Genomic DNA, 18829 nt, shown 5'->3' with positions numbered 1-18829 from the left:
TCAGTTGATCGCCCCGGGATAAATCTGCGCGGCAAGCGAACGGGCAGCCTCCGGCGTGCGCGGGCCAAAGCCGAGCAGCAGCAGGCCGTCCATGGTGACCAGCGCCTTGTTGGCGGCAGCCGGCGTCGTCTGCATCGAGGGAACCGCAAAAACCTGGGCCGGCGTCATCGAATGGTCGCCGCGGGACATGGCAAGCACGACATCGGGCTGGGCGGCAATCACCGCCTCGTCGGCGAGCGGCTTGTAGCCGTTGATCGTCGGCGCGGCATTGACGCCGCCGGCTATTTCGATCACCGCGCCTGCTTCCGTATCCGCGCCGCCGGCCATGACGCGGCCATTCGCCAGCGATAGCACAAACAGAACCTTCTTCTTCGGCCCGGGAATCCTGGCGACGTCGGCGGCGAGCTTCTTCAGCCCGTCTTCCGTCTTGACGGCAAGCGCTTCGGCCTTCTCGGAAAGCCCGACGGCCGCGCCCACGTCACGGATCTTCCTGCCGATCGCATCCGCCTTCGGCGGCGTCGGGATGACCACCATCGGCACTTCGCTGGCTTTGAGGATTTCGATGACTGGCGGCGGGCCGGAATCCTGTTCCATCAGGATCAGATCGGGCTTCTGGCCGAGGATGCCTTCCGCAGACAAGGCGCGCATATAGCCGACATCCGGCTTGGAATTGGCCGCAGCCGGATAGAAGCTCGTCGAGTCCCGTGCTACGATCCGATCCTCGGCGCCCAGCGCATAGAGGATCTCGGTAATCGTACCGCCGATGGAGACGATCCGCTTGGCCTCCGGATTGCCCTTGTCGGATGCAGAGGCAACGCCCGCTACGAGACCGGTGCCCAGGAGGACGGCTGCGAAAAGCCCCCTCACGGTGAAGGAAGACCCCATGATGCTCTACTCCTTGTCTGCCCGAGCCGGCGCGCAATATGCCCCGGTTCCGCCTGGCCTGCGGCGATAACTTGAGTTGACTACGCAAGTTTTTTAGGCTTTTCAAGGGGACCGGCCGCAGATATCTTGAGCCGAAAGTGAAACTTTAAGTGAGGGACTATCCATGTATATCGCCATGAACCGATTCCGCGTCGTGCCGGGTTATGAAGAAGCGTTCGAAGCCATCTGGCGCGGCCGCCAGGGCCGCCTCGCCGAGCTGCCCGGTTATGTGGAATTCCACATGCTCAAGGGCCCGAAGGCCGAGGATCACACCCTCTACGCATCCCATACCGTCTGGGAAACCTTCGAGGACTTCCAGGCCTGGACGAAGTCGGAACAGTTCCGCGCCGCCCATGCGAATGCCGGCAACAACCGTGCCAAGGTTGAATATCTCTCCGGTCCGCATTTCGAAGGTTTCGAAGTGATCATCCACGAAGACAAGAACGGCGTGCGCGCCGACGCTGCCGCCTGAGGTCCTGATGAACGCCGTTTCCGAAATCAAGCCGGACCGTCGCGAACGGGCTCTCGCCGCCCTTGCGGAGAAGCCCGACGGCGTCGTCGAGGCGATCGCCGCCAATGCCGACGTGACGCCCGCCGAGATCCTCGAAATCCTGCCCAAGGGCGCGGCGGTCATCGCCGACAAGGAGAAGTTCGCGGATATCTGGGCCGAGATGACGACCTGGGGCGAAGTCCTGTTCATCGTCCATACCGACGATATCGTGCTGGAGGCCGAAGGCACCCTGCCCGGCGGCTCCGAAGGCCATGGCTGGTTCAATATTCACGGCGACAGTCCGATCGGCGGTCACATCAAGAAGGATAACTGCGCCTCGGTGACCTTCGTCGACCGTGCCTTCCACGGCCGCCGTTCCTGCTCCGTATGGTTCATGAATGCCAAGGGTTCGGCAATGTTCAAGGTCTTCGTAAAGCGGGATGCCGCACGCGAACTGATCGCCGGACAGCTGCAGAAGTTCGAGGCCCTGCGCGACAGCTTCGCCGCCTGACCCGCCGGCGATCCCATGAGTTTTGGTGATTCGGACGAAAAATAACGCGTCCGAATCATTTCCAGGAACCTTTCATTTTCTCGTGCATTTCACCGTGATGGCAGGCCTTGCGAAGCTGGCTGGCGGCGGCGTCCCGATCGTTTTAGCCACGTGCCGCCCCTTGAGGCGATTGTCATTGAATGAGGCGCCGCCGCGCCCATAGGCGGACCGACCGCTTGGCCTCGGTGAGAGGAGAGCGATCTTTAGCGGCGCGGCGCGCCTCATCGACTTTCAAGTCTCGTCGAGGCCTGAAAAGGGCTAAAGGGCCGGAACCCATTTCCAGAAAACGCCTTCCATGCGCTCCGGATAATATTTGAACTCGCATTCGAAGCGGCGCCCATAGGCCTCGGCGGCCTTCAGGGCGGCATCACTCACCGGCTTCATGCCCGTGCCGGGCGCAAACCAGTCTTCCATCAGATCGTCGGGAACATAGACGCCGATTCTCAGCGGCAAAGCCGTCAGCGTCGCATCGAGTTCTTCAGGCGGCATAACTTTTCCTCCTCCACGCAAAGACGAGCGCTCCGAAAAACGCCTATCTTTGCGCGAAGTTCCGGTCTCGGACCGGAAGCCGATCAGTGCGTCTCGGCAAATCGGGCATCTCGTCAGTGATGGGCGACGTGATCCGGTTTGCCCTTGCGCTTGGTCGAGGCGAAATCTTCGAGCTGCTTTTCGCTCATGGACTTTTCCATGCCCTTCGAAGCGCCCTTAAGTTCGCCCTTCTTGATGTCCCCGCGTTTGGCGGCAAGTGCTGCGCCGGCCGCCTTCTGCTGTGCCTTGGATTTCGCTGGCATGTCTGCCTCCTCGAGTTTGCACACCAAATCCAACAGCCAATCGCGGCTTTGGTTCCCCGACAATCCCCAGGCGCTGACACAGCCCATATCTCGAAAACGACGCAAAGCGGAACCTCCGGGCATGCCCGGGTGTTCCTCTGCGCGAAGCCAAATTCGGAGATCCCGTAATGAATGCCGAAGCGAATGCCGCGCAGAGCCTGCCGAGGGAGAAGGCCACCCATCCGGTCGACACCATGCCGGGGATGGAGGTGAAGGCCGCGCCGACGCTTGCCGACGCGGATTCCGAAGCCTTTGTCGCCGAGGCGGTTGAGGATCTCGCCAACTGCCATATCCCGTTCCTGCTGGCCGGCACGTTCGCCATCAGCGCCTATACGGGCATCACCCGCCAGACGAAGGATCTCGACATCTTCTGCAAGGCCGGCGACTACGCCCGCATCCTCGCGCACTTCAAGGACAAGGGTTATCATATCGAGGTGGAGGACGACCGCTGGCTCGGCAAGGTGAAGAAGGGCCGGCATTTCTTCGACGTCATCTTCGCCGCCTCGAACGGCACCATGCCGATCAGCGACGCCTGGTTCGAAAACGCCCGCCAGATCGAGATGAACGGCCACAAGGTGCGCATCATCGCGCCGACCGAACTCATCTGGTCGAAATGTTTCGTGCAGCTCCGCCACCGCTACGACGGCGGCGATATCGTCCATATGATCCTGCGCGCCCACGACCAGATCGATTGGGAGCGACTGCTGAACCATATGGAAGTGCATTGGGAGGTGCTGCTGATCCACCTCCTGAACTTCCGCTGGATCTACCCGACCGAACGCGACAAGGTGCCGGACTGGCTGCTGGACGAACTGCTCGACCGGTTGAAGGCGCAGCGCGAACTGCCGCTGCCGCAGATGAAGATCTGCCGCGGCCGCATGTTCAGCCGGGTGGATTTCGAGATCGACGTCAAGGAATGGGGTTTTGCCGACGTGGGCGGCGAAGGCGACCTTCGTGACGGCGTCGAAGAGGAAATGGCCCAGGGAGGCTTGGCGTGAGCAAAGCGACCGACGCGAAGAACGACGCTGCCAGGAAAGTAAACGGCAAACTCAGGATCGCCGCCATGGGCGACCTGCATGTCAAGGAACACGGCACGGTATCCTACAAGGAGCTGTTCACCGAGATTTCCCAGGCTGCCGACATCCTCGTCCTGACCGGCGATCTCACCGACCTCGGCAAGGTCAAGGAAGCGGAAATCCTGGCTTCCGACCTGCGCGCCTGCTCCATCCCGATCGTCGGCGTTCTCGGCAATCACGATTACGAATGCGGCTGCGTCGAAGAAGTCACCCATATCCTCAAGGAGGCCGGCATCAACCTGTTGGAGGGCCAGGCGGTGGAGATCAATGGCGTCGGTTTCGCCGGCGCCAAGGGTTTCGCGGGCGGTTTCGGGCGGCACATGCTCGGCTCCTTCGGCGAGCCGGCGATCAAGGCGATGGTGACCGAAAGCGTCGAGGAAACGATGCGGCTCGAAAACGCGCTGCGTCAGGTCCGCTCGGAGCGGGCCATGGTCATTCTGCACTACGCGCCGATCCGCGAAACCGTGGTCGGCGAGCCGGAGGAAATCTATCCGTTTCTCGGCTCGTCGCGGCTGGCCGAGACTATCGACCGGTTTCCGGTGAAAGCCGTGGTTCATGGCCACGCGCATCGCGGTACCTACGAAGGCAGGACGCCGGGCGGCGCCCCTGTCTACAACGTCGCCTCGCATATCGAGAAGCCGAGCGGGAAGCCGTATGCGCTGCTCGAGCTTTAGTCCGTTATCGCGACCAAACGCCTCTGGACAGGACACCGGGCGAGAGGCCTAATTGTTCATCTAGGCTCGCTGAGTGCAGGATCGCGTCGGCATTTTGAAAGGGGCAGCTGACGGGTGGAGAAAATCTGCTTGATGCTTCCGTCCTTGTCGCTCGAAACGTTCATGCAGAAGCAGGCGTAGCCGTGACTGTAGTTTATCGTCACATGCTCGCCCTCGGCCATGTCCTTGATCTTGTCCATGCCTTTGGCTTCGTAGCCGCCCTGAAGCATGCTCAGCCATTCGTTCTGGGCATCGATCAGCGTCCAGTTGCGGGGCGTCGGATTGATCAGCCAGCCGCAACGCGTTTCGGCAAGCGCCGCTGCCGGCACGAGCATGCACGAGAAGCATATCGCAAGCAGTTTCTTCATCATCGCCCCCGTTTCTCACACGAGTACCCCGCGGTGATCCGGGTGTCCACGGCGACTTGACGCCGAACCGCTCAGATATGCAGCGCATGCCCCAGCGCCTTCAGCGCCGCCTCAGCAAACGCCTCCGACTGCGTCGGGTGGGCATGGATCGTCCCCGCGATATCTTCCAACCTCGCCCCCATCTCGATCGCCAGCGAGAACGCCGCCGAGAGTTCGGAAATCCCCGCCCCGACACCTTGGATGCCGAGCACCAGGTGATTGTCGGCCCGCGCCACGACCCGCACGAAGCCCTCCTCCGCCGACAGCGTCATCGCCCGGCCATTGGCGGAAAACGGGAACTGCCCGATCTTGATCTCGCGGCCCGCCGCCTTCGCCTCGTCCGGGGACAGGCCCACCGAGACGATTTCCGGGTCGGTGAAGCAGACGGCGGGAATGGCCCGTTTGTCCCAGGCGCGGCGTTTGCCGGAAACGATCTCCGCCACCATCTCGCCCTGCACCATCGCCCGGTGCGCCAGCATCGGCTCGCCGGTCACGTCGCCGACCGCATAGATGCCGCGCATCGAGGTGCGGCACTGTTCGTCGATCCGAAGGAACCGACCGTCCATGTCGAGTTCCAGTTCCTCCCGACCCCAGCCTTCGGTGACCGGCTTGCGCCCAACCGTGACGAGGATCTTGTCGGCGGCGATGCGCCTTTCCTCGCCCGAGCCGGTCTCCGCCAGCAGCGCCTCGCCGTTCGAGGACATGCCCTTGACCTTGGTGCCGAGCAAAACCTCGACGCCCAAGGCCGCCAACCGTTTGGCGACCGGCTGGGTGAGCTGCGTATCGTAGAGCGGCAGGATGCGGTCGAGCGCCTCGACGATCGTCACCTTCGCTCCGAGTTTGGCGAATGCAAGCCCGAGCTCCAGACCGATATAACCGGCGCCAACCACAGCCAGCCTCGCGGGCACCTCGGTCAGGGACAGCGCACCGGTCGAGGAAATCACCTTAGCCCCGGAAGGCGATGCCAAGCCCCCGAACGGTAGCATCGGCAGCTCGACCGGCGCCGACCCCGTGGCGATAACGATATTTTCGGCGCGGATGACCTGTTCGCCGGTTTCGGTCTCCACCGCGACCGTCTTGCCGTCCCGGAATTTTGCCCGACCGACGACGATCTTGACGCCGGCCTTCTTCAGCAGGCCCGCAACACCGAGCGTCAGCCGGCCGGTAATGCCGTCCTTCCAGGCCATGGTTTTGGCAAGGTCGATGGCCGGATTGTCGGCCTTGATGCCCATGGCATTTTTGCCGGCCGCCATAGCGACGGTCTTCGCGAAATCGTCGGCCGCATGGATGATCGCCTTGGAGGGAATGCAGCCGATATTGAGGCAGGTGCCGCCCGGCTTCGCCATTTCGACGATGACGGTGTCGACCCCCAACTGGCCGGCCCGGATGGCGCAGACATAGCCTCCCGGACCGGCCCCGATGACGAGGAGCTTGCAGGTGATCTCTTTCATTGTTTTTCTCTCACCTCACTCCTCGACGAAGATTAGCGCCGGCGTTTCCATCAGCGCCTTCAGGCGCTGCACGAAAGTCGCGGCATCCCAGCCGTCGATCACCCGGTGATCGAAGCTGGAGGACAGGTTCATCATCTTGCGCGGCACGAACTGCGCCCCGTCCCAATGGGGCCGGACGGCGAGCTTGTTGACGCCGATGATCGCCACTTCCGGATGGTTGATGACCGGCGTCGAGACGATGCCGCCCATGGCGCCAAGCGAACTGATGGTGATCGTCGAGCCCGACAGTTCCTCGCGCAGGGCCGTGCCGTTCTTGGCGGCATCGCTGAGCCGGGCCACCTCGTGGGCGCAGTCGAAGATGTCGCGCGCCTCGGCGTGCTTGACTACCGGCACGACGAGGCCCGATGGCGTCTGCGCCGCGATGCCGATATGCACCCCGCCATAGTGGCGGATGATGCCGGCCTCGTCGTCGTAAAGCGCGTTGATGCCCGGCTGCTCGGCGATCGCCTTCACCATCGCCCGCATCAGGAAGGGCAGGATGGTGAGTTTCGGGCGGCCCGGCTTCTGGGTGCCGTTCATCCGGGTCCGCAGCTCTTCGAGCGCGGTCATGTCGATCTCCTCCACATAGGTGATGTGGGGAATGCGGGATTTCGACAGCGCCATCTTCTCGGCGATGCGACGGCGCAGGCCGACGACCTTGACCTCCTGCACCGCCTTGTTCGGCTGCAGCCCGGCAGCGATTGCCCCGCTGCCGGGCTGGCTGTTCAGGAAAGCATCCAGATCCTCATGGGTGATGCGGCCCGCCGGACCTGTGCCCGGGACCTGCCGAAGATCGATGCCTGCCTCTTTCGCCCGGAGACGCACGGCCGGCGGCGCCAGCGGCTTCTCACCTTCGGCGCGGGGTGCACCGGCGGCATGGGGCAGAGCCTTGGCGACGGGTGGTGATGCGGCGATCTCAGCTTTTGGTTTAAGAGGTTCAACCTTTTTCTCAGATGCCTGTTCGAGAGCTGCAACGGGCGGAATAGCCGGCTTGACCCGTGGCTCCTCCCCGCTATCGCCGCCCTCGATCTCTTCTTCGTCGCCAGCGCCCTCGCCCGCGATCCTGATCTTGAGGATGACGGTGCCGGTGGCGATCACGTCGCCGATCTCGCCGTACCGGAAGGTTACCTCGCCATCCACAGGCGACGGGATCTCGACAGTCGCCTTGCCGGTCATCACCGCGGCGAGCACCATGTCCTCACGCACAAGATCGCCGACGTTGACGTGCCATTCCACCAGTTCGGCTTCCGCGACACCTTCGCCGACATCCGGCAGCTTGATGAGCTTTTCCGCCATGTCTCAGGCCTCCATCATGTCGCGCAGCGCCCGGCCGACGCGGGCCGGCCCGGGAAAATAATCCCACTCCTGCGCATGCGGATAAGGTGTGTCCCAGCCGGCAACCCGGATGACCGGCGCTTCGAGATGGTAGAAGCAATGCTCCTGCACCAGCGCCGCCAGCTCCGCGCCAAAGCCGGAGGTGAGCGTCGCCTCGTGCACCACCAGGCACCGACCGGTCTTCTTCACCGAGGTGACAATGGTGTCGAGATCGAGCGGCATCAGGGTGCGCAGGTCGATCACCTCGGCATCGATGCCGGTCTCCTCAGCAGTCGCTTCGGCCACATGCACCATCGTGCCGTAGGCGAGCACGGTGACCGCCGAACCAGGCCGCCGCACCACGGCCTTGCCCAGCGGCACGACATAGTGCTCTGCCGGCACCTCGCCGAGCGGATGCCCGGCCCAGGATGTCACCGGCCGGTCGTGATGGCCATCGAACGGGCCGTTATAGAGCCGCTTCGGTTCGAGAAAAATCACCGGATCCGGGTTCTCGATCGAGGCGATCAGCAGGCCCTTGGCATCATAGGGATTGGAGGGCACCACCACCTGCAATCCGCAGACATGGGTGAACAGCGCCTCCGGGCTCTGGCTGTGCGTCTGCCCGCCAAAGATGCCGCCGCCGGTTGGCATCCGCACGGTGATGCCACAGGTGAAATCGCCGTTGGAGCGATAGCGCAGCCGCGCCGCTTCCTGGGTGAGCTGGTCGTAGGCCGGATACATGTAATCGGCGAACTGAATCTCGACGCAGGGTTTCAGCCCATAGGCCGCCATGCCGATCGCGGCACCCACGATGCCGGATTCGTTGATCGGCGCATCGAAGCAGCGCGTCTTGCCGTATTTCTGCTGCAGGCCCTGCGTGCCGCGGAAGACGCCGCCGAAATAGCCGACATCCTCACCGAACACGACCACGTCGTCGTCGCGCTCCATGGAGACGTCCATGGCACTGCGGATCGCCTCAATCATCGTCATGCGCGGCATGGGAGGGCCTCCGATGCTGAAACGCCGGAACAAGCGATCTCAAGGCCGGAGCAAGCAGCCCCCTCACCCGGCCTCCGCTTTGCTCGGCCACCCTCTCCCCGCTGGGGAGAGGAGGATCGGAGGCCGCGCGGCATATCCTCTTCTCCCCAGCGGGGAGAAGGTGCCGGCAGGCGGATGAGGGGGAGCCAAGGGCGAAGACATCTAAGAACAGCCATCCTCACACCCCCGCCTGCTGCCGCTGCCGCTTCAGATGCGGCGGCATCTCCGCATAAACGCCTTCGAACATGTCCCGCATCGACGGCCGGCCGCCGGAATGCAGCGTCCCGTGGCGCTCCGCCTCCTTCTGGGCAGTGACGACGGTGTCGCGGATTTCCGCCTCCATCTGCTTGTGCCGTTCCTCGCTCCAGGTGCCGATGCGGATCAGGTGGTTCTTCAGCCGAATGACGGGATCGCCGAGCGGCCATGCTTCGGACTCCTCCTTCGGGCGATAGGCGGACGGATCGTCGGAGGTGGAATGCGCGCCGACGCGGTAGGTGACGTATTCGACCAGCGTCGGGCCGATATTGCGCCGCGCCCGCTCCGCCGCCCATTTGGCGACCGCATGCACGGCGAGATAGTCGTTGCCGTCGACGCGCAGCGCCGGCAAGCCGTAACCGAGGCCGCGGGCGGCAAAGGTGCCCGAGCCGCCGCGGGCCACACCCTGGAAGGTCGAGATGGCCCACTGGTTGTTGACGACATTGAGGACAACAGGCGCCCGGTAGGTGGATGCGAAGACCAGCGCCGAATGAAAGTCCGACTCCGCCGTCGATCCGTCGCCGATCCAGGCAGCAGCGATCTTGGTATCGTTCTTGATCGCCGACGCCATGGCCCAGCCGACGGCCTGCACATATTGCGTGGCGAGATTGCCGGAGATGGTGAAGAAGCCATAGTCCTTCGCCGAATACATGATCGGCAACTGGCGGCCCTTCAGGGGATCGGCATCGTTGGAATAGATCTGGTTCATCATCTCGACCATCGGATAGCCGCCGGCGATCAGCAGGCCGGCCTGGCGATAGGTCGGAAAGTTCATGTCTCCGGGGAGAAGCGCCTTGCGGAAGGCGCAGGAGACCGCCTCCTCGCCGAGATGCTGCATGTAGAAGGACGTCTTGCCCTGCCGCTGCGCCATCAGCATGCGGCTGTCGAAGACCCGCAGCAGCATCATGTGCTTGAGGCCCTCCATCAGTTCCTCCGCGGTCAGCGACCCGGCCCAGGGACCGACCGCCTCGCCCTCGCGGTCGAGCACGCGGATGATCGAATAGGCAAGGTCGCGGATCTCCTTCGGATCGACGTCCACCTCCGGCCGCCGCACCGAGCCCGCCTTCGGGATCGGCACATTGGAGAAATCCGGCTTGCCGCCCGGCCGCACTTCCGGCTCGGGCACATGCAGGCTCAGTCTCTGTCCGTCCGTCATTCGTTTCTCCTCCCAAAGAACCGATCAAAATCAGTCGTTCAACGCGGCGCCATCCGCAGCGCTCCGTCGAGGCGGATCACTTCGCCGTTCAGCATCGGGTTTTCGATAATGTCGCGCACCAGCCGCGCGAATTCGGCCGGACGCCCGAGCCGCGGCGGAAACGGCACCGATTTGGCCAACGAGGCACGCACCTCGTCGGAAAATCCGGCCATCATCGGCGTCTCGAATATGCCGGGCGCGATCGTCATCATGCGGATGCCGTCGCGGGCCAGTTCCCGGGCGATCGGCAGCGTCATGCCGGCCACCGCCGCCTTGGACGCAGAATAGGCCGCCTGCCCGATCTGCCCGTCATAGGCGGCGACCGAGGCGGTGGCGACCAGCACGCCGCGCTCGCCCTCCTCGTTCGGCTCGGTTCTCGTGATCGCCTGCGCCGCCAGCCGGATCACGTTGAACGTGCCGATCGTGTTGATCTCCAGCGCCCGGGCAAAGCTTTCCAGCGCATGGACGCCCTGTTTGCCGAGCACCTTTTCCGACGGCGCGATGCCGGCGCAGCAGATGGCCCCGTGGATCGGGCCGTTGGCGGCCTCCGCGCGGGCGACCGCATTCTCGACCGCTTCGCCGCTGCGGACATCCGTCTTCACGAAGATCGTGCCCTTGCCGAGCTCCTCGGCTTTTGCCCGACCGCTCGTTTCATCAAGGTCGAGCAAAGCCACGCAACCGCCAGCTTCGACAAGCATTTTAGCTGTCGCGAGACCAAGGCCGGAAGCGGCGCCGGTCACCAGAAAGTTTCCGCCGTCTATGCGCATGCCCGTCCTCCTCAGTTCGCCAGGCCGCGGGCGATGATGATCTTCTGGATGTCGGACGTGCCCTCGTAGATCTGGCAGACGCGGACATCGCGATAGATGCGCTCGACCGGGAAATCGGAAATATAGCCGTAGCCGCCGAGCGTCTGGATCGCCGCCGAACAGACCTTTTCCGCCATTTCGGAGGCAAACAGTTTTGCCATGCAGGCCTCGTCCAGGCAGGGCTCGCCGCGATCCTTCAGCCTTGCCGCATGCAGCACGAGCTGCCGCGCCGCCTCGATCTGGGTTTTTGCATCCGCCAGCCGAAAGGCGACCGCCTGGTGGTCGAGAAGCAGCTTTCCAAAAGTCTTGCGCTCCTTGGCATAGGTGAGCGCCACGTCGAAGGCGGCCTGCGCCATGCCGACGCATTGGGCTGCGATGCCGATCCGGCCCGCCTCCAGCCCCGACAGCGCGATCTTCAAACCGGCGCCTTCGGCACCGATCCGCTGGCTTTCGGGAACGCGCATATTGTCGAACATCAGGGCCGCGGTGTCCGAAGCCTTCTGGCCGAGCTTGTCCTCGACCTTGGAGATCGAAAATCCAGGCACATCCGTCGCGGTGACGAAGGCGGAGATGCCGCGCTTGCCGGCGCTGGGATCGGTAACCGCGAAGATGATCACCGTGCCGGCGATCTTGCCGGAGGTAATGAACATCTTCGAGCCGTTGATGACATAGTCGCTGCCGTCCCTCACCGCGCGGGTGCGGATGGCGGCGGCATCCGAGCCGGTATCGGCCTCGGTCAGCGCAAAGGCGCCGATATGGCGGCCTTCGGCGAGCGGCCTGAGGAACCGTTCCTTCTGGTCGTCGGAAGCATGCATGTCGAGGAGGGAGCAGACCGGAGAATTGTGGACGCTGACCAGCGTCGAGACCGCGCCGTCGCCCGCCGCGATCTCCATCAGCGCGCTCGCATAGGCGACATAGGAACAGCCGACGCCGCCCCATTCCTCCGCCGTCCGCATGCCGAGGAAACCGAGCTCGCCGAGCTGTTTCAGCACGTCCGGCTCGATCGCGTGCGACTTGTCACGCGCGGCCGCGCCCGGTTTCAAGACCTCCCGGGAAAACTCCGCGGCAGTCGAGCGGATAAGCTCTTCCTCCTCAGTCAGCATGCACTGATCTCCTCCCCGAAACCGCCTGCATATACTTACTAAATTAGGACTGAACCGGGCCGCCGACCACTCCCTGGAACTTGTTATTTGTTGCTCCCCCGCGCAATTTTATTGCGCCCGTGCCCCACAATGGAACCGGAAGCGACTTCGACCGTTTGCCGGTCTCTCTCAACCAGGGGCTGACCAGCATGTCGGAACTCAATGCCGTCACCGAGTATCGGGCGTTTCCAAAGACATGGGGAGCCGAATATGTCGCTGCCGGCGAGGTGCGGTTCCGGCTCTGGGCACCGGGCCAGAAGAGCGTAACGCTGAGGCTGAACGGCGACGATACGGAAATGACCCGCACCGACGACGGCTGGTTCGAGCTGCTCGCCACCGGCATCGCTCCCGGAGCGGAATATGCCTATGTGCTCGCCGACGGCATGGTGGTGCCCGATCCTGCCTCGCGCGGCCAGAAGGACAGCGTCAACGGTCCCTCGCTGGTGATCGATCCGACCAGCTACACATGGCAGCATCCCGAATGGCAGGGCCAACCCTGGGAGGAAACGGTCGTCTACGAAATCCATATCGGCACCTTTACCGAGCAAGGCACGTTCCGCGCCGCGATCGACAAGCTGCCCCATCTCGCCGAAATGGGCGTCACCATGATCGAGGTCATGCCGGTCGCCCATTTCGGCGGCAATCGCGGCTGGGGTTATGACGGCGTTCTCCTCTATGCGCCACATGCCGCCTACGGCGCGCCGGAGGATTTCAAGGCGTTTATCGACGCCGCCCATGGTCATGGGCTGACGGTGGTGCTTGACCTCGTGCTCAACCATTTCGGCCCGGAAGGCAATTATCTGCCGCTTCTGGCGCCCGACTTCTTCCACAGGCAAAAGATGACGCCCTGGGGCGCTGCGATCGCGTATGACGTCGAGCCGGTGCGGCGTTACATCACCGAATGCGCGCTCTACTGGCTGGAAGAATTCCACCTAGACGGGCTGCGTTTCGACGCCATCGACCAGATCGAGGATTCATCGGAAAAACATGTACTGGTCGAGATCGCCGAACGCATCCGCGCCGAGATCCCCGAACGCGCCATCCATCTGACGACCGAGGACGCCCGCAACGTCACTTTCCTGCATCCCCGCGACGAGGACGGCAAGGCGCCGCTCTTCACCGCCGAATGGAACGACGACCTCCACAACGCAGCGCACGTTTTTGCGACCGGCGAAACGCATGGCTACTACAGGGACTTCGCAAAGGAACCTGAGAAGCTGGTGGCGCGGGCGCTCGCCGAAGGTTTTGCCTATCAGGGCGAGGTCTCGCACCAGAGCCGCAAAAAGCGAGGCGTTTCGAGCCTCGATCAGCCGCCGGTCGCCTTCGTCGATTTCATCCAGAACCACGACCAGGTCGGCAACCGCGCCGAGGGCGAAAGGCTGATCGAACTCGCCGGCCCCGACAAGGTGAAGTCGCTGCTCGCCATGCTTCTCCTCTCGCCGCATATCCCGCTCCTCTTCATGGGCGAGGAATATGGCGAGACCAACCCCTTCCTGTTCTTCACCGATTTCCATGGCGATCTCGCGAAAGCGGTGCGCGATGGCCGCCGCCGGGAGTTTGAAGGCCATGCCGGCCACGAGGGTGAGACCGTTCCCGACCCGAACGCCAGAAAGACCTTCGATGTATCGAGGCTCGACTGGAAGAAGCTGGAATCGGCTAATGGCAAGGACTGGCTGGAATTGACGAGGACGCTGCTGAAGCTGCGGCGGGAGATCGTCGTCCCCCTGCTCGGCTCCGCGGGCGGTCGCTCCGGCAAGGTGCTGAGGACCGACAGGGGTTTCCTTGCCGTATCGTGGAATTTTCCGAAAGGCACGCTCTCGATGGCGATCAATATCGGCGAGAAGGCGCAGGCGCTGCCGGACATGCCCGGCAAGGTGATCTTTGCATGGCCTGAACAGGTGAAGGACCTGCCGCCCAATTCCGTCCTCGTCCGCGCCGGAACCGCGGGAGACGCCGCATGATGATTCCGACCGCCACCTATCGCATCCAGTTCCGCAACGGCATGACCTTCGATCGGGCAAGCAGCCTGGTGCCCTATCTGAAGCGGCTCGGCATCAGCCACCTCTACGCCTCGCCGATCTTCACCGCCACGACCGGTTCCACCCACGGCTACGACGTGACCGACGCCAACGAGATCGACCCAGCGATCGGCGGCCGCGACGGTTTCGAGCGGATGGTGAAGGCATTGAAGGCCGAAGGCCTTGGCCTGATCCTCGACATCGTCCCGAACCACATGGCCGCATCGCTCGAAAATCCCTGGTGGCGCGATGTCGTCGAGAATGGCGAGAAGAGCAGATATGCCCGCCATTTCGATATCGACTGGACCAGATCCCTGACCCTGCCCTTCCTCGGCGATACGTTTGAGAAGGTAGTGGAAGCCGGGGAGATTTCCCTCAAGGCTGATCCGAAGACCGGCAAGCCCGCGCTCGCCTACTACGACACGCTTTATCCGCTGGCACCGGCGAGTTACGCCGGCCGCCAGGAAGAGGTGCTGAAAGTTACCGATCGCGCCGCGATTGCCAAACTGCACGACCAGCAGCCCTACCGGCTGATGTCCTGGCGGGATGCGCCCCGCGAACTCTCTTACCGCCGTTTCTTCGAGATCACCGGGCTTGCCGGCATGCGGGTGGAGGACGGCACCGTGTTCGACGATACCCACCGGCTGATCCTCGAACTCGTCCATAGCGGCAAGGTCGATGGGCTGCGCGTCGATCATGTCGACGGCCTTGCCGACCCGAAGGGTTATCTTGAGCGCCTGCGGCACGAGGCCGGGCCGGACTGCTACATCACCGTCGAAAAGATCCTTGGCGAGGGCGAGCAGATCCCGGCCGACTGGCCGATCTCCGGCACGACGGGTTACGAGTTCATCGCAGCCGTGAGTGACGCGCTGGTCGATGGCCGAAAGCTGGACGACCTTCGAGGCGCGTATGAAAAGGTTGCCGGCCGGCCGGTCGATATGGAAGCCGAGCTGCGGGCCGCGAAACTCTTGATGGCCGACAACAATTTCGCCGGCGAGGTCTCGACGCTCTTGAATATCGCGATGCAGATCCAGCCCACCGAGGACCGCGAATCCGCCCTCTCGGAAGCGGCTGTGAAGTCGGCGCTGCGGGAGCTGCTGGTCACCTTCCCGGTCTACCGCACCTATGGCACGCGGGAGGGCATTCCGCCCGAGGGCCGGGAGATGCTGGCAAAGGTTCTCGACAAGGTGCGCAACGGCCCGAACCCGCCGGAGGATACGGCGCTCGCCTTCCTCGAACGCATCCTGGTCGGCGATGTCGAACAAGCGGCGGGCGGCAAGGCGTCGATCTTCCGCACCCGGTTCCAGCAGCTCACCGGTCCGCTGATGGCAAAATCGGTGGAGGACACGCTGTTCTTCCGGCAGCACATGGCGCTGGCGCTGAACGAGGTCGGAGCCGAGCCCCTGCCCCGCCCCTTCTCTCTCGACCGTTTCCACACGGAAATGCGGACGCGGCTGGAAAAGCAGCCCGATGCGCTGTCCGGCACCTCGACCCATGACACCAAGCGCGGCGAGGATGCCCGCGCCCGGCTCTACGCGATCACCGAGGCACCCGAGCTCTGGGCCGATGCCGTGACCCGCTGGCGCAAGATCAACGGCCACTCTGTACAGGTACTTGATGACGGCCCGGCGCCGGAGCCGGCTGTCGAATGGATGCTCTACCAGGCGCTGGCCGGCGCATGGCCGAACGATCTCTACGGGGAAGACGCGGCAGGCCTGAAAGCGCTGGAGACACGTTTCCTCGCCTATGTCGAAAAGGCGCTGCGTGAGGCAAAACTGCGTACCAACTGGGGCGATCCCAACGAAGCCTACGAGAAGGCGGTCATGGACTATGCCCGCACGCTCCTCTCCCCTGACAACCAGGCTTTTCTCACGGACTTCGCCGACACGCTCGGCCCGTTCATCCGCGCCGGCCTGGTAAACGGCATCGCCCAGACGATCATCAAGCTGGCGGCCCCCGGCGTGCCGGATATCTACCAGGGCAGCGAAAGCCTCGACTTGAGCCTCGTCGACCCGGACAACCGCCGCGAACCGGATTTCGACATGCTACAGCAACGGCTGTCGGAGAGGGAAAAACTGACCTCCACGCAGGAGGAAGAATGGCTGAGCGGCCGGCTGAAACAGCATGTCATCGCCACCCTGCTGCGCGTTCGCCAAGAGGCACCGACACTGTTTCGCAGGGGCGAATACCTCCCCCTCGCGGCATCGGGCAAGCGCGCCGACAACGTCATTGCCTTCGCCCGCGCCGACATGGACGATGCCTTCATCGTCATCGTCCCGCGGCTGGTGTTCAGCGCGCTCCACACTGGGTTTGCCCCCTCACGCTCCGAACGCTGGGCGGAAACCGAGATCGCCCTGCCCGAACAGCTGGGCCATCGCCGCTACCGCGACGTCTGCACCGGCAAGGTGATCGACCCCAAGGACCACATCACGATCAACGGGGTGTTCGCCGATCACCCCTTCGCGCTTCTGCTGGCGGAATGATCCGCCGACACGTCGAAAGAGCCGCCCACAAAAATAAGGCGCCGATCCTTAGGGGACGGCGCCTTATTGATTCTCCAGCTTTGCTTCTCACCGATCAGGCTATGCCGATGAAGGACAGAACGGCGAGAACGATGACGACGGCTCCAACGAGCCATACGATGCTGTTCATGACTGTCTCCTTTTCAGTTCACACCAGGTGGAAGCAAGGCTTCCGATTGGATTCATTCAATAAATCAAGCAAACCCGACGAGATTCAGCACGGCGATGACAATGACGACCGCGCCGACCAACCAAACGATGCTGTTCATGACGTTCTCCTTTTGATGTCGTGAAATTGAACGGCGACAGGCGTAAAAGGTTCCGGTGAAACATGCCCGGAACAAACAGGCCTGGCGTGTGTTGAACGAGCGTCCAGCGGAGTTCTGCTCCGCCAACAGGGTGGGACATAATGGCGGGTGAGAATTCTCAGAACGGCATGGCGGGCGGCGAAACCAAACCACCACACATCGTCATCGTCGGCGCCGGTTTCGGCGGGCTTGCGACTGCCGGCGCGCTCGGCAACAGCGCCATCGACGTGACGGTCATCGACCGGCGCAACCACAATCTCTTCCAGCCGCTTCTCTATCAGGTCGCGACCGCCGCGCTGTCTCCCGCCGACATATCGGAGCCGATCCGCCGCACGCTCGGGCGCTTCAAGAACATCAACGTGATGCTGGCGGAAGTCACCGGCGTCGACGCGGTGGGCAAAACCGTGACGCTCGATAACGGCTCCACCGTCCCCTACGACCGCCTCGTCATCGCCACCGGCTCGGATTACAACTATTTCGGCCACGACGACTGGCGCGCCTGGGCTCCGGGGCTGAAGACCATTCACGAGGCACGGCTGATCCGCCAGCGCCTGCTGCTCGCCTTCGAGAAGGCCGAGCTTTCCCACGATCCGGAGGAGAAAAAGGCGCTCCTCACCAGCGTCATCATCGGTGGCGGTCCAACCGGCGTGGAAATGGCGGGCGCGATCGCCGAGCTCGGTCATTTCATGATCGCCCGCGACTTCCGCAAGCTGGAGCCGGATCACATGCGGGTCATCCTCATCGAGGCCGGCCCGAAGATTCTCGCCACCTTTCCCGACAACCTCACCCAATATGCCATGAAGGCCCTGGAAAAGGCCGGCGTCGAGGTGATGACCAATCTGGCCGTGGAATCTGTCACCAAGGACGAGGTCATCGCCGGCTCGCAGCGTTTCCGCACCAGCTGCGTCATCTGGGGTGCGGGCGTCAAAGCCTCGCCCTCGGCCAGATGGCTCGGCATCGAAGGCAAGGCAGGCGGGCGCATTCCGGTCGAACCGGACCTCTCCATCACCGGCTTTCCGGATATTTTTGCGATCGGCGATACGGCGCTGGGCCTTGCCGAGGACGGCAAGCCGCTGCCGGCCCTAGCCCAGGTCGCCAAGCAGCAGGGCCAGTACCTCGGCAAGGCGCTGCGGGCGAAACTCCTTGACGGCAAGCCGGCCGAGCCGTTCCACTTCCACAATCGGGGCAACACCGCCGTCATCGGCCGCGATGCGGCGATCTTCGACTTCGGCAAGTGGACGCTGAAGGGCCGGCTCGCCTGGTTCCTCTGGGCGCTCGTCCACGTCTACCTGCTGGTCAATTTCGAAAAACGCCTGCTCGTCAGCGTCCAATGGATCTGGCGTTACCTGACCCAGCAGCGCGGCGCCCGGCTGATCGACGAAAATGCCGCCACCTCCGTGCCGTCTTCCACGCAAAGGACCGAGACATGAACACCGCCAATCCGCAGCTCGAAGGCCTCTATCTCGCCGTTGCCGCGATCAACCGGCTTCTGGTTGAAAAAGGCGTCCTCTCCCATGAAGAAATCCAGGGCGCCCTGCAGGCGGCCGAACGCACGGTGCTTGCCGACGACAAGCCCCTCGCCGTCTCGACTTCCCACCAGAAGGCGATCGCCTTCCCGATCCGGCTCCTGCTTCTGGCCAACGAGGCGAGCGAACAGGGCACGAAATGCTGTTTCGAGGATCTGGCGCGGGAAGTCGGCCGCCGCACCTGACAAAAGAGGCATCTCGCCAAACAGGAACGGCGGCGTGAGC

At 63.5% G+C, this 18829-nt stretch carries 18 protein-coding genes; 8 read left to right on the top strand and 10 right to left on the bottom strand.

All coding sequences use genetic code 11. The features are described from left to right. The gene (locus PMI07_RS22140; RefSeq protein ID WP_024164035.1) at window positions 1–885 is read right to left on the bottom strand and encodes an ABC transporter substrate-binding protein; all 885 of its coding nucleotides are present in this window, start codon (window positions 883–885) and stop codon (window positions 1–3) included. A gap of 163 nt (window positions 886–1048) precedes the next feature. Between PMI07_RS22140 and PMI07_RS22135 the strand changes: the two genes are divergently transcribed. Beyond that, window positions 1049–1396 carry an antibiotic biosynthesis monooxygenase gene (locus PMI07_RS22135; RefSeq protein ID WP_007754949.1) on the top strand — a complete coding sequence of 116 codons (348 nt, stop codon included), beginning with the start codon at window positions 1049–1051 and terminating at the stop codon, window positions 1394–1396. 4 nt (window positions 1397–1400) lie between these two features. Further along, window positions 1401–1925 (top strand): heme utilization cystosolic carrier protein HutX, encoded by a 525-nt coding sequence (hutX, locus tag PMI07_RS22130; RefSeq protein WP_245277217.1) that lies wholly within the window; start codon window positions 1401–1403, stop codon window positions 1923–1925. A gap of 297 nt (window positions 1926–2222) precedes the next feature. Here hutX and PMI07_RS22125 read toward each other — a convergent pair whose 3' ends face one another. Together PMI07_RS22125 and PMI07_RS22120 are read right to left on the bottom strand one after the other, a co-directional pair. Next, window positions 2223–2453: a hypothetical protein gene (locus PMI07_RS22125; RefSeq protein WP_007754956.1), complete on the bottom strand. Its 231-nt coding sequence runs from the start codon at window positions 2451–2453 to the stop codon at window positions 2223–2225. 113 nt (window positions 2454–2566) lie between these two features. Further along, window positions 2567–2755, bottom strand: a complete 189-nt coding sequence (locus tag PMI07_RS22120; protein WP_037087801.1) for a DUF3008 family protein — start codon at window positions 2753–2755, stop codon at window positions 2567–2569. A gap of 242 nt (window positions 2756–2997) precedes the next feature. Between PMI07_RS22120 and PMI07_RS22115 the strand changes: the two genes are divergently transcribed. Together PMI07_RS22115 and PMI07_RS22110 are read left to right on the top strand one after the other, a co-directional pair. Beyond that, entirely contained in the window at window positions 2998–3792 is a 795-nt protein-coding gene (locus PMI07_RS22115) for a nucleotidyltransferase family protein (RefSeq protein WP_037087934.1), read from the top strand. After that, window positions 3789–4544 (top strand): metallophosphoesterase, encoded by a 756-nt coding sequence (locus PMI07_RS22110; RefSeq protein ID WP_007754965.1) that lies wholly within the window; start codon window positions 3789–3791, stop codon window positions 4542–4544. Before PMI07_RS22115 ends, PMI07_RS22110 begins: the two co-directional genes overlap by 4 nt. A gap of 56 nt (window positions 4545–4600) precedes the next feature. Here PMI07_RS22110 and PMI07_RS22105 read toward each other — a convergent pair whose 3' ends face one another. The 7 genes from PMI07_RS22105 to PMI07_RS22075 all read right to left on the bottom strand — a co-directional run bounded on the left by PMI07_RS22105 (window position 4601) and on the right by PMI07_RS22075 (window position 12191). Beyond that, complete coding sequence (locus PMI07_RS22105; RefSeq protein WP_007754969.1) at window positions 4601–4951, bottom strand: DUF4087 domain-containing protein; 351 nt, start codon at window positions 4949–4951, stop codon at window positions 4601–4603. A gap of 71 nt (window positions 4952–5022) precedes the next feature. Further along, window positions 5023–6441 carry a dihydrolipoyl dehydrogenase gene (lpdA, locus tag PMI07_RS22100; RefSeq protein WP_024164034.1) on the bottom strand — a complete coding sequence of 473 codons (1419 nt, stop codon included), beginning with the start codon at window positions 6439–6441 and terminating at the stop codon, window positions 5023–5025. 15 nt (window positions 6442–6456) lie between these two features. Further along, window positions 6457–7776 carry a dihydrolipoamide acetyltransferase family protein gene (locus PMI07_RS22095; RefSeq protein ID WP_024164033.1) on the bottom strand — a complete coding sequence of 440 codons (1320 nt, stop codon included), beginning with the start codon at window positions 7774–7776 and terminating at the stop codon, window positions 6457–6459. 3 nt (window positions 7777–7779) lie between these two features. Next, the gene (locus tag PMI07_RS22090) at window positions 7780–8793 is read right to left on the bottom strand and encodes an alpha-ketoacid dehydrogenase subunit beta (protein ID WP_007756126.1); all 1014 of its coding nucleotides are present in this window, start codon (window positions 8791–8793) and stop codon (window positions 7780–7782) included. 217 nt (window positions 8794–9010) lie between these two features. Next, window positions 9011–10243 carry a 3-methyl-2-oxobutanoate dehydrogenase (2-methylpropanoyl-transferring) subunit alpha gene (locus PMI07_RS22085; RefSeq protein ID WP_024164032.1) on the bottom strand — a complete coding sequence of 411 codons (1233 nt, stop codon included), beginning with the start codon at window positions 10241–10243 and terminating at the stop codon, window positions 9011–9013. Window positions 10244–10281: 38 nt separating this feature from the next. Continuing rightward, window positions 10282–11049, bottom strand: coding sequence for a 3-hydroxyacyl-CoA dehydrogenase (locus PMI07_RS22080; RefSeq protein WP_007772211.1), 768 nt, complete (start codon window positions 11047–11049; stop codon window positions 10282–10284). A gap of 11 nt (window positions 11050–11060) precedes the next feature. Continuing rightward, window positions 11061–12191 (bottom strand): acyl-CoA dehydrogenase family protein, encoded by a 1131-nt coding sequence (locus PMI07_RS22075; RefSeq protein ID WP_024164031.1) that lies wholly within the window; start codon window positions 12189–12191, stop codon window positions 11061–11063. A gap of 188 nt (window positions 12192–12379) precedes the next feature. On the opposite strand from PMI07_RS22075, the gene treZ reads away from it, so the two are divergent. The 4 genes from treZ (at window position 12380) to PMI07_RS22050 (ending at window position 18789) form a co-directional block, all read left to right on the top strand. Next, window positions 12380–14191 carry a malto-oligosyltrehalose trehalohydrolase gene (gene treZ / locus PMI07_RS22070; protein ID WP_024164030.1) on the top strand — a complete coding sequence of 604 codons (1812 nt, stop codon included), beginning with the start codon at window positions 12380–12382 and terminating at the stop codon, window positions 14189–14191. Then, a complete protein-coding gene (treY, locus tag PMI07_RS22065) occupies window positions 14188–16731 on the top strand; it encodes a malto-oligosyltrehalose synthase (protein WP_007759381.1) in 2544 nt (847 codons plus the stop codon). The genes treZ and treY overlap by 4 nt, the downstream gene beginning before the upstream one ends. 448 nt (window positions 16732–17179) lie before the next feature. Next, window positions 17180–18508 (top strand): NAD(P)/FAD-dependent oxidoreductase, encoded by a 1329-nt coding sequence (locus tag PMI07_RS22055; protein ID WP_024164029.1) that lies wholly within the window; start codon window positions 17180–17182, stop codon window positions 18506–18508. Continuing rightward, entirely contained in the window at window positions 18505–18789 is a 285-nt protein-coding gene (locus PMI07_RS22050; protein WP_007759390.1) for a hypothetical protein, read from the top strand. Before PMI07_RS22055 ends, PMI07_RS22050 begins: the two co-directional genes overlap by 4 nt. The last annotated feature ends 40 nt before the right edge of the window (window positions 18790–18829 follow it).

Source organism: Rhizobium sp. CF080 (assembly GCF_000282095.2).
Lineage (GTDB): Bacteria > Pseudomonadota > Alphaproteobacteria > Rhizobiales > Rhizobiaceae > Neorhizobium.
The sequence above is the reverse complement of the archived record's forward strand: the minus strand, read 5'-3'. Positions and strand labels throughout refer to the sequence as shown.

What these genes read in the sequence shown, in the direction of transcription:
- treY (WP_007759381.1), top strand. Translation starts at nt 14,188, where the DNA reads ATGATGATTCCGACCGCCACCTATCGCATCCAGTTCCGCAACGGCATG.
- PMI07_RS22105 (WP_007754969.1), bottom strand. Translation starts at nt 4,951, where the DNA reads ATGAAGAAACTGCTTGCGATATGCTTCTCGTGCATGCTCGTGCCGGCA.
- PMI07_RS22135 (WP_007754949.1), top strand. Translation starts at nt 1,049, where the DNA reads ATGTATATCGCCATGAACCGATTCCGCGTCGTGCCGGGTTATGAAGAA.
- PMI07_RS22115 (WP_037087934.1), top strand. Translation starts at nt 2,998, where the DNA reads ATGGAGGTGAAGGCCGCGCCGACGCTTGCCGACGCGGATTCCGAAGCC.
- treZ (WP_024164030.1), top strand. Translation starts at nt 12,380, where the DNA reads ATGTCGGAACTCAATGCCGTCACCGAGTATCGGGCGTTTCCAAAGACA.
- PMI07_RS22050 (WP_007759390.1), top strand. Translation starts at nt 18,505, where the DNA reads ATGAACACCGCCAATCCGCAGCTCGAAGGCCTCTATCTCGCCGTTGCC.
- PMI07_RS22125 (WP_007754956.1), bottom strand. Translation starts at nt 2,453, where the DNA reads ATGCCGCCTGAAGAACTCGATGCGACGCTGACGGCTTTGCCGCTGAGA.
- PMI07_RS22075 (WP_024164031.1), bottom strand. Translation starts at nt 12,191, where the DNA reads ATGCTGACTGAGGAGGAAGAGCTTATCCGCTCGACTGCCGCGGAGTTT.
- lpdA (WP_024164034.1), bottom strand. Translation starts at nt 6,441, where the DNA reads ATGAAAGAGATCACCTGCAAGCTCCTCGTCATCGGGGCCGGTCCGGGA.
- PMI07_RS22080 (WP_007772211.1), bottom strand. Translation starts at nt 11,049, where the DNA reads ATGCGCATAGACGGCGGAAACTTTCTGGTGACCGGCGCCGCTTCCGGC.
- PMI07_RS22120 (WP_037087801.1), bottom strand. Translation starts at nt 2,755, where the DNA reads ATGCCAGCGAAATCCAAGGCACAGCAGAAGGCGGCCGGCGCAGCACTT.
- PMI07_RS22055 (WP_024164029.1), top strand. Translation starts at nt 17,180, where the DNA reads ATGGCGGGTGAGAATTCTCAGAACGGCATGGCGGGCGGCGAAACCAAA.
- PMI07_RS22085 (WP_024164032.1), bottom strand. Translation starts at nt 10,243, where the DNA reads ATGACGGACGGACAGAGACTGAGCCTGCATGTGCCCGAGCCGGAAGTG.
- PMI07_RS22090 (WP_007756126.1), bottom strand. Translation starts at nt 8,793, where the DNA reads ATGCCGCGCATGACGATGATTGAGGCGATCCGCAGTGCCATGGACGTC.
- PMI07_RS22140 (WP_024164035.1), bottom strand. Translation starts at nt 885, where the DNA reads ATGGGGTCTTCCTTCACCGTGAGGGGGCTTTTCGCAGCCGTCCTCCTG.
- PMI07_RS22095 (WP_024164033.1), bottom strand. Translation starts at nt 7,776, where the DNA reads ATGGCGGAAAAGCTCATCAAGCTGCCGGATGTCGGCGAAGGTGTCGCG.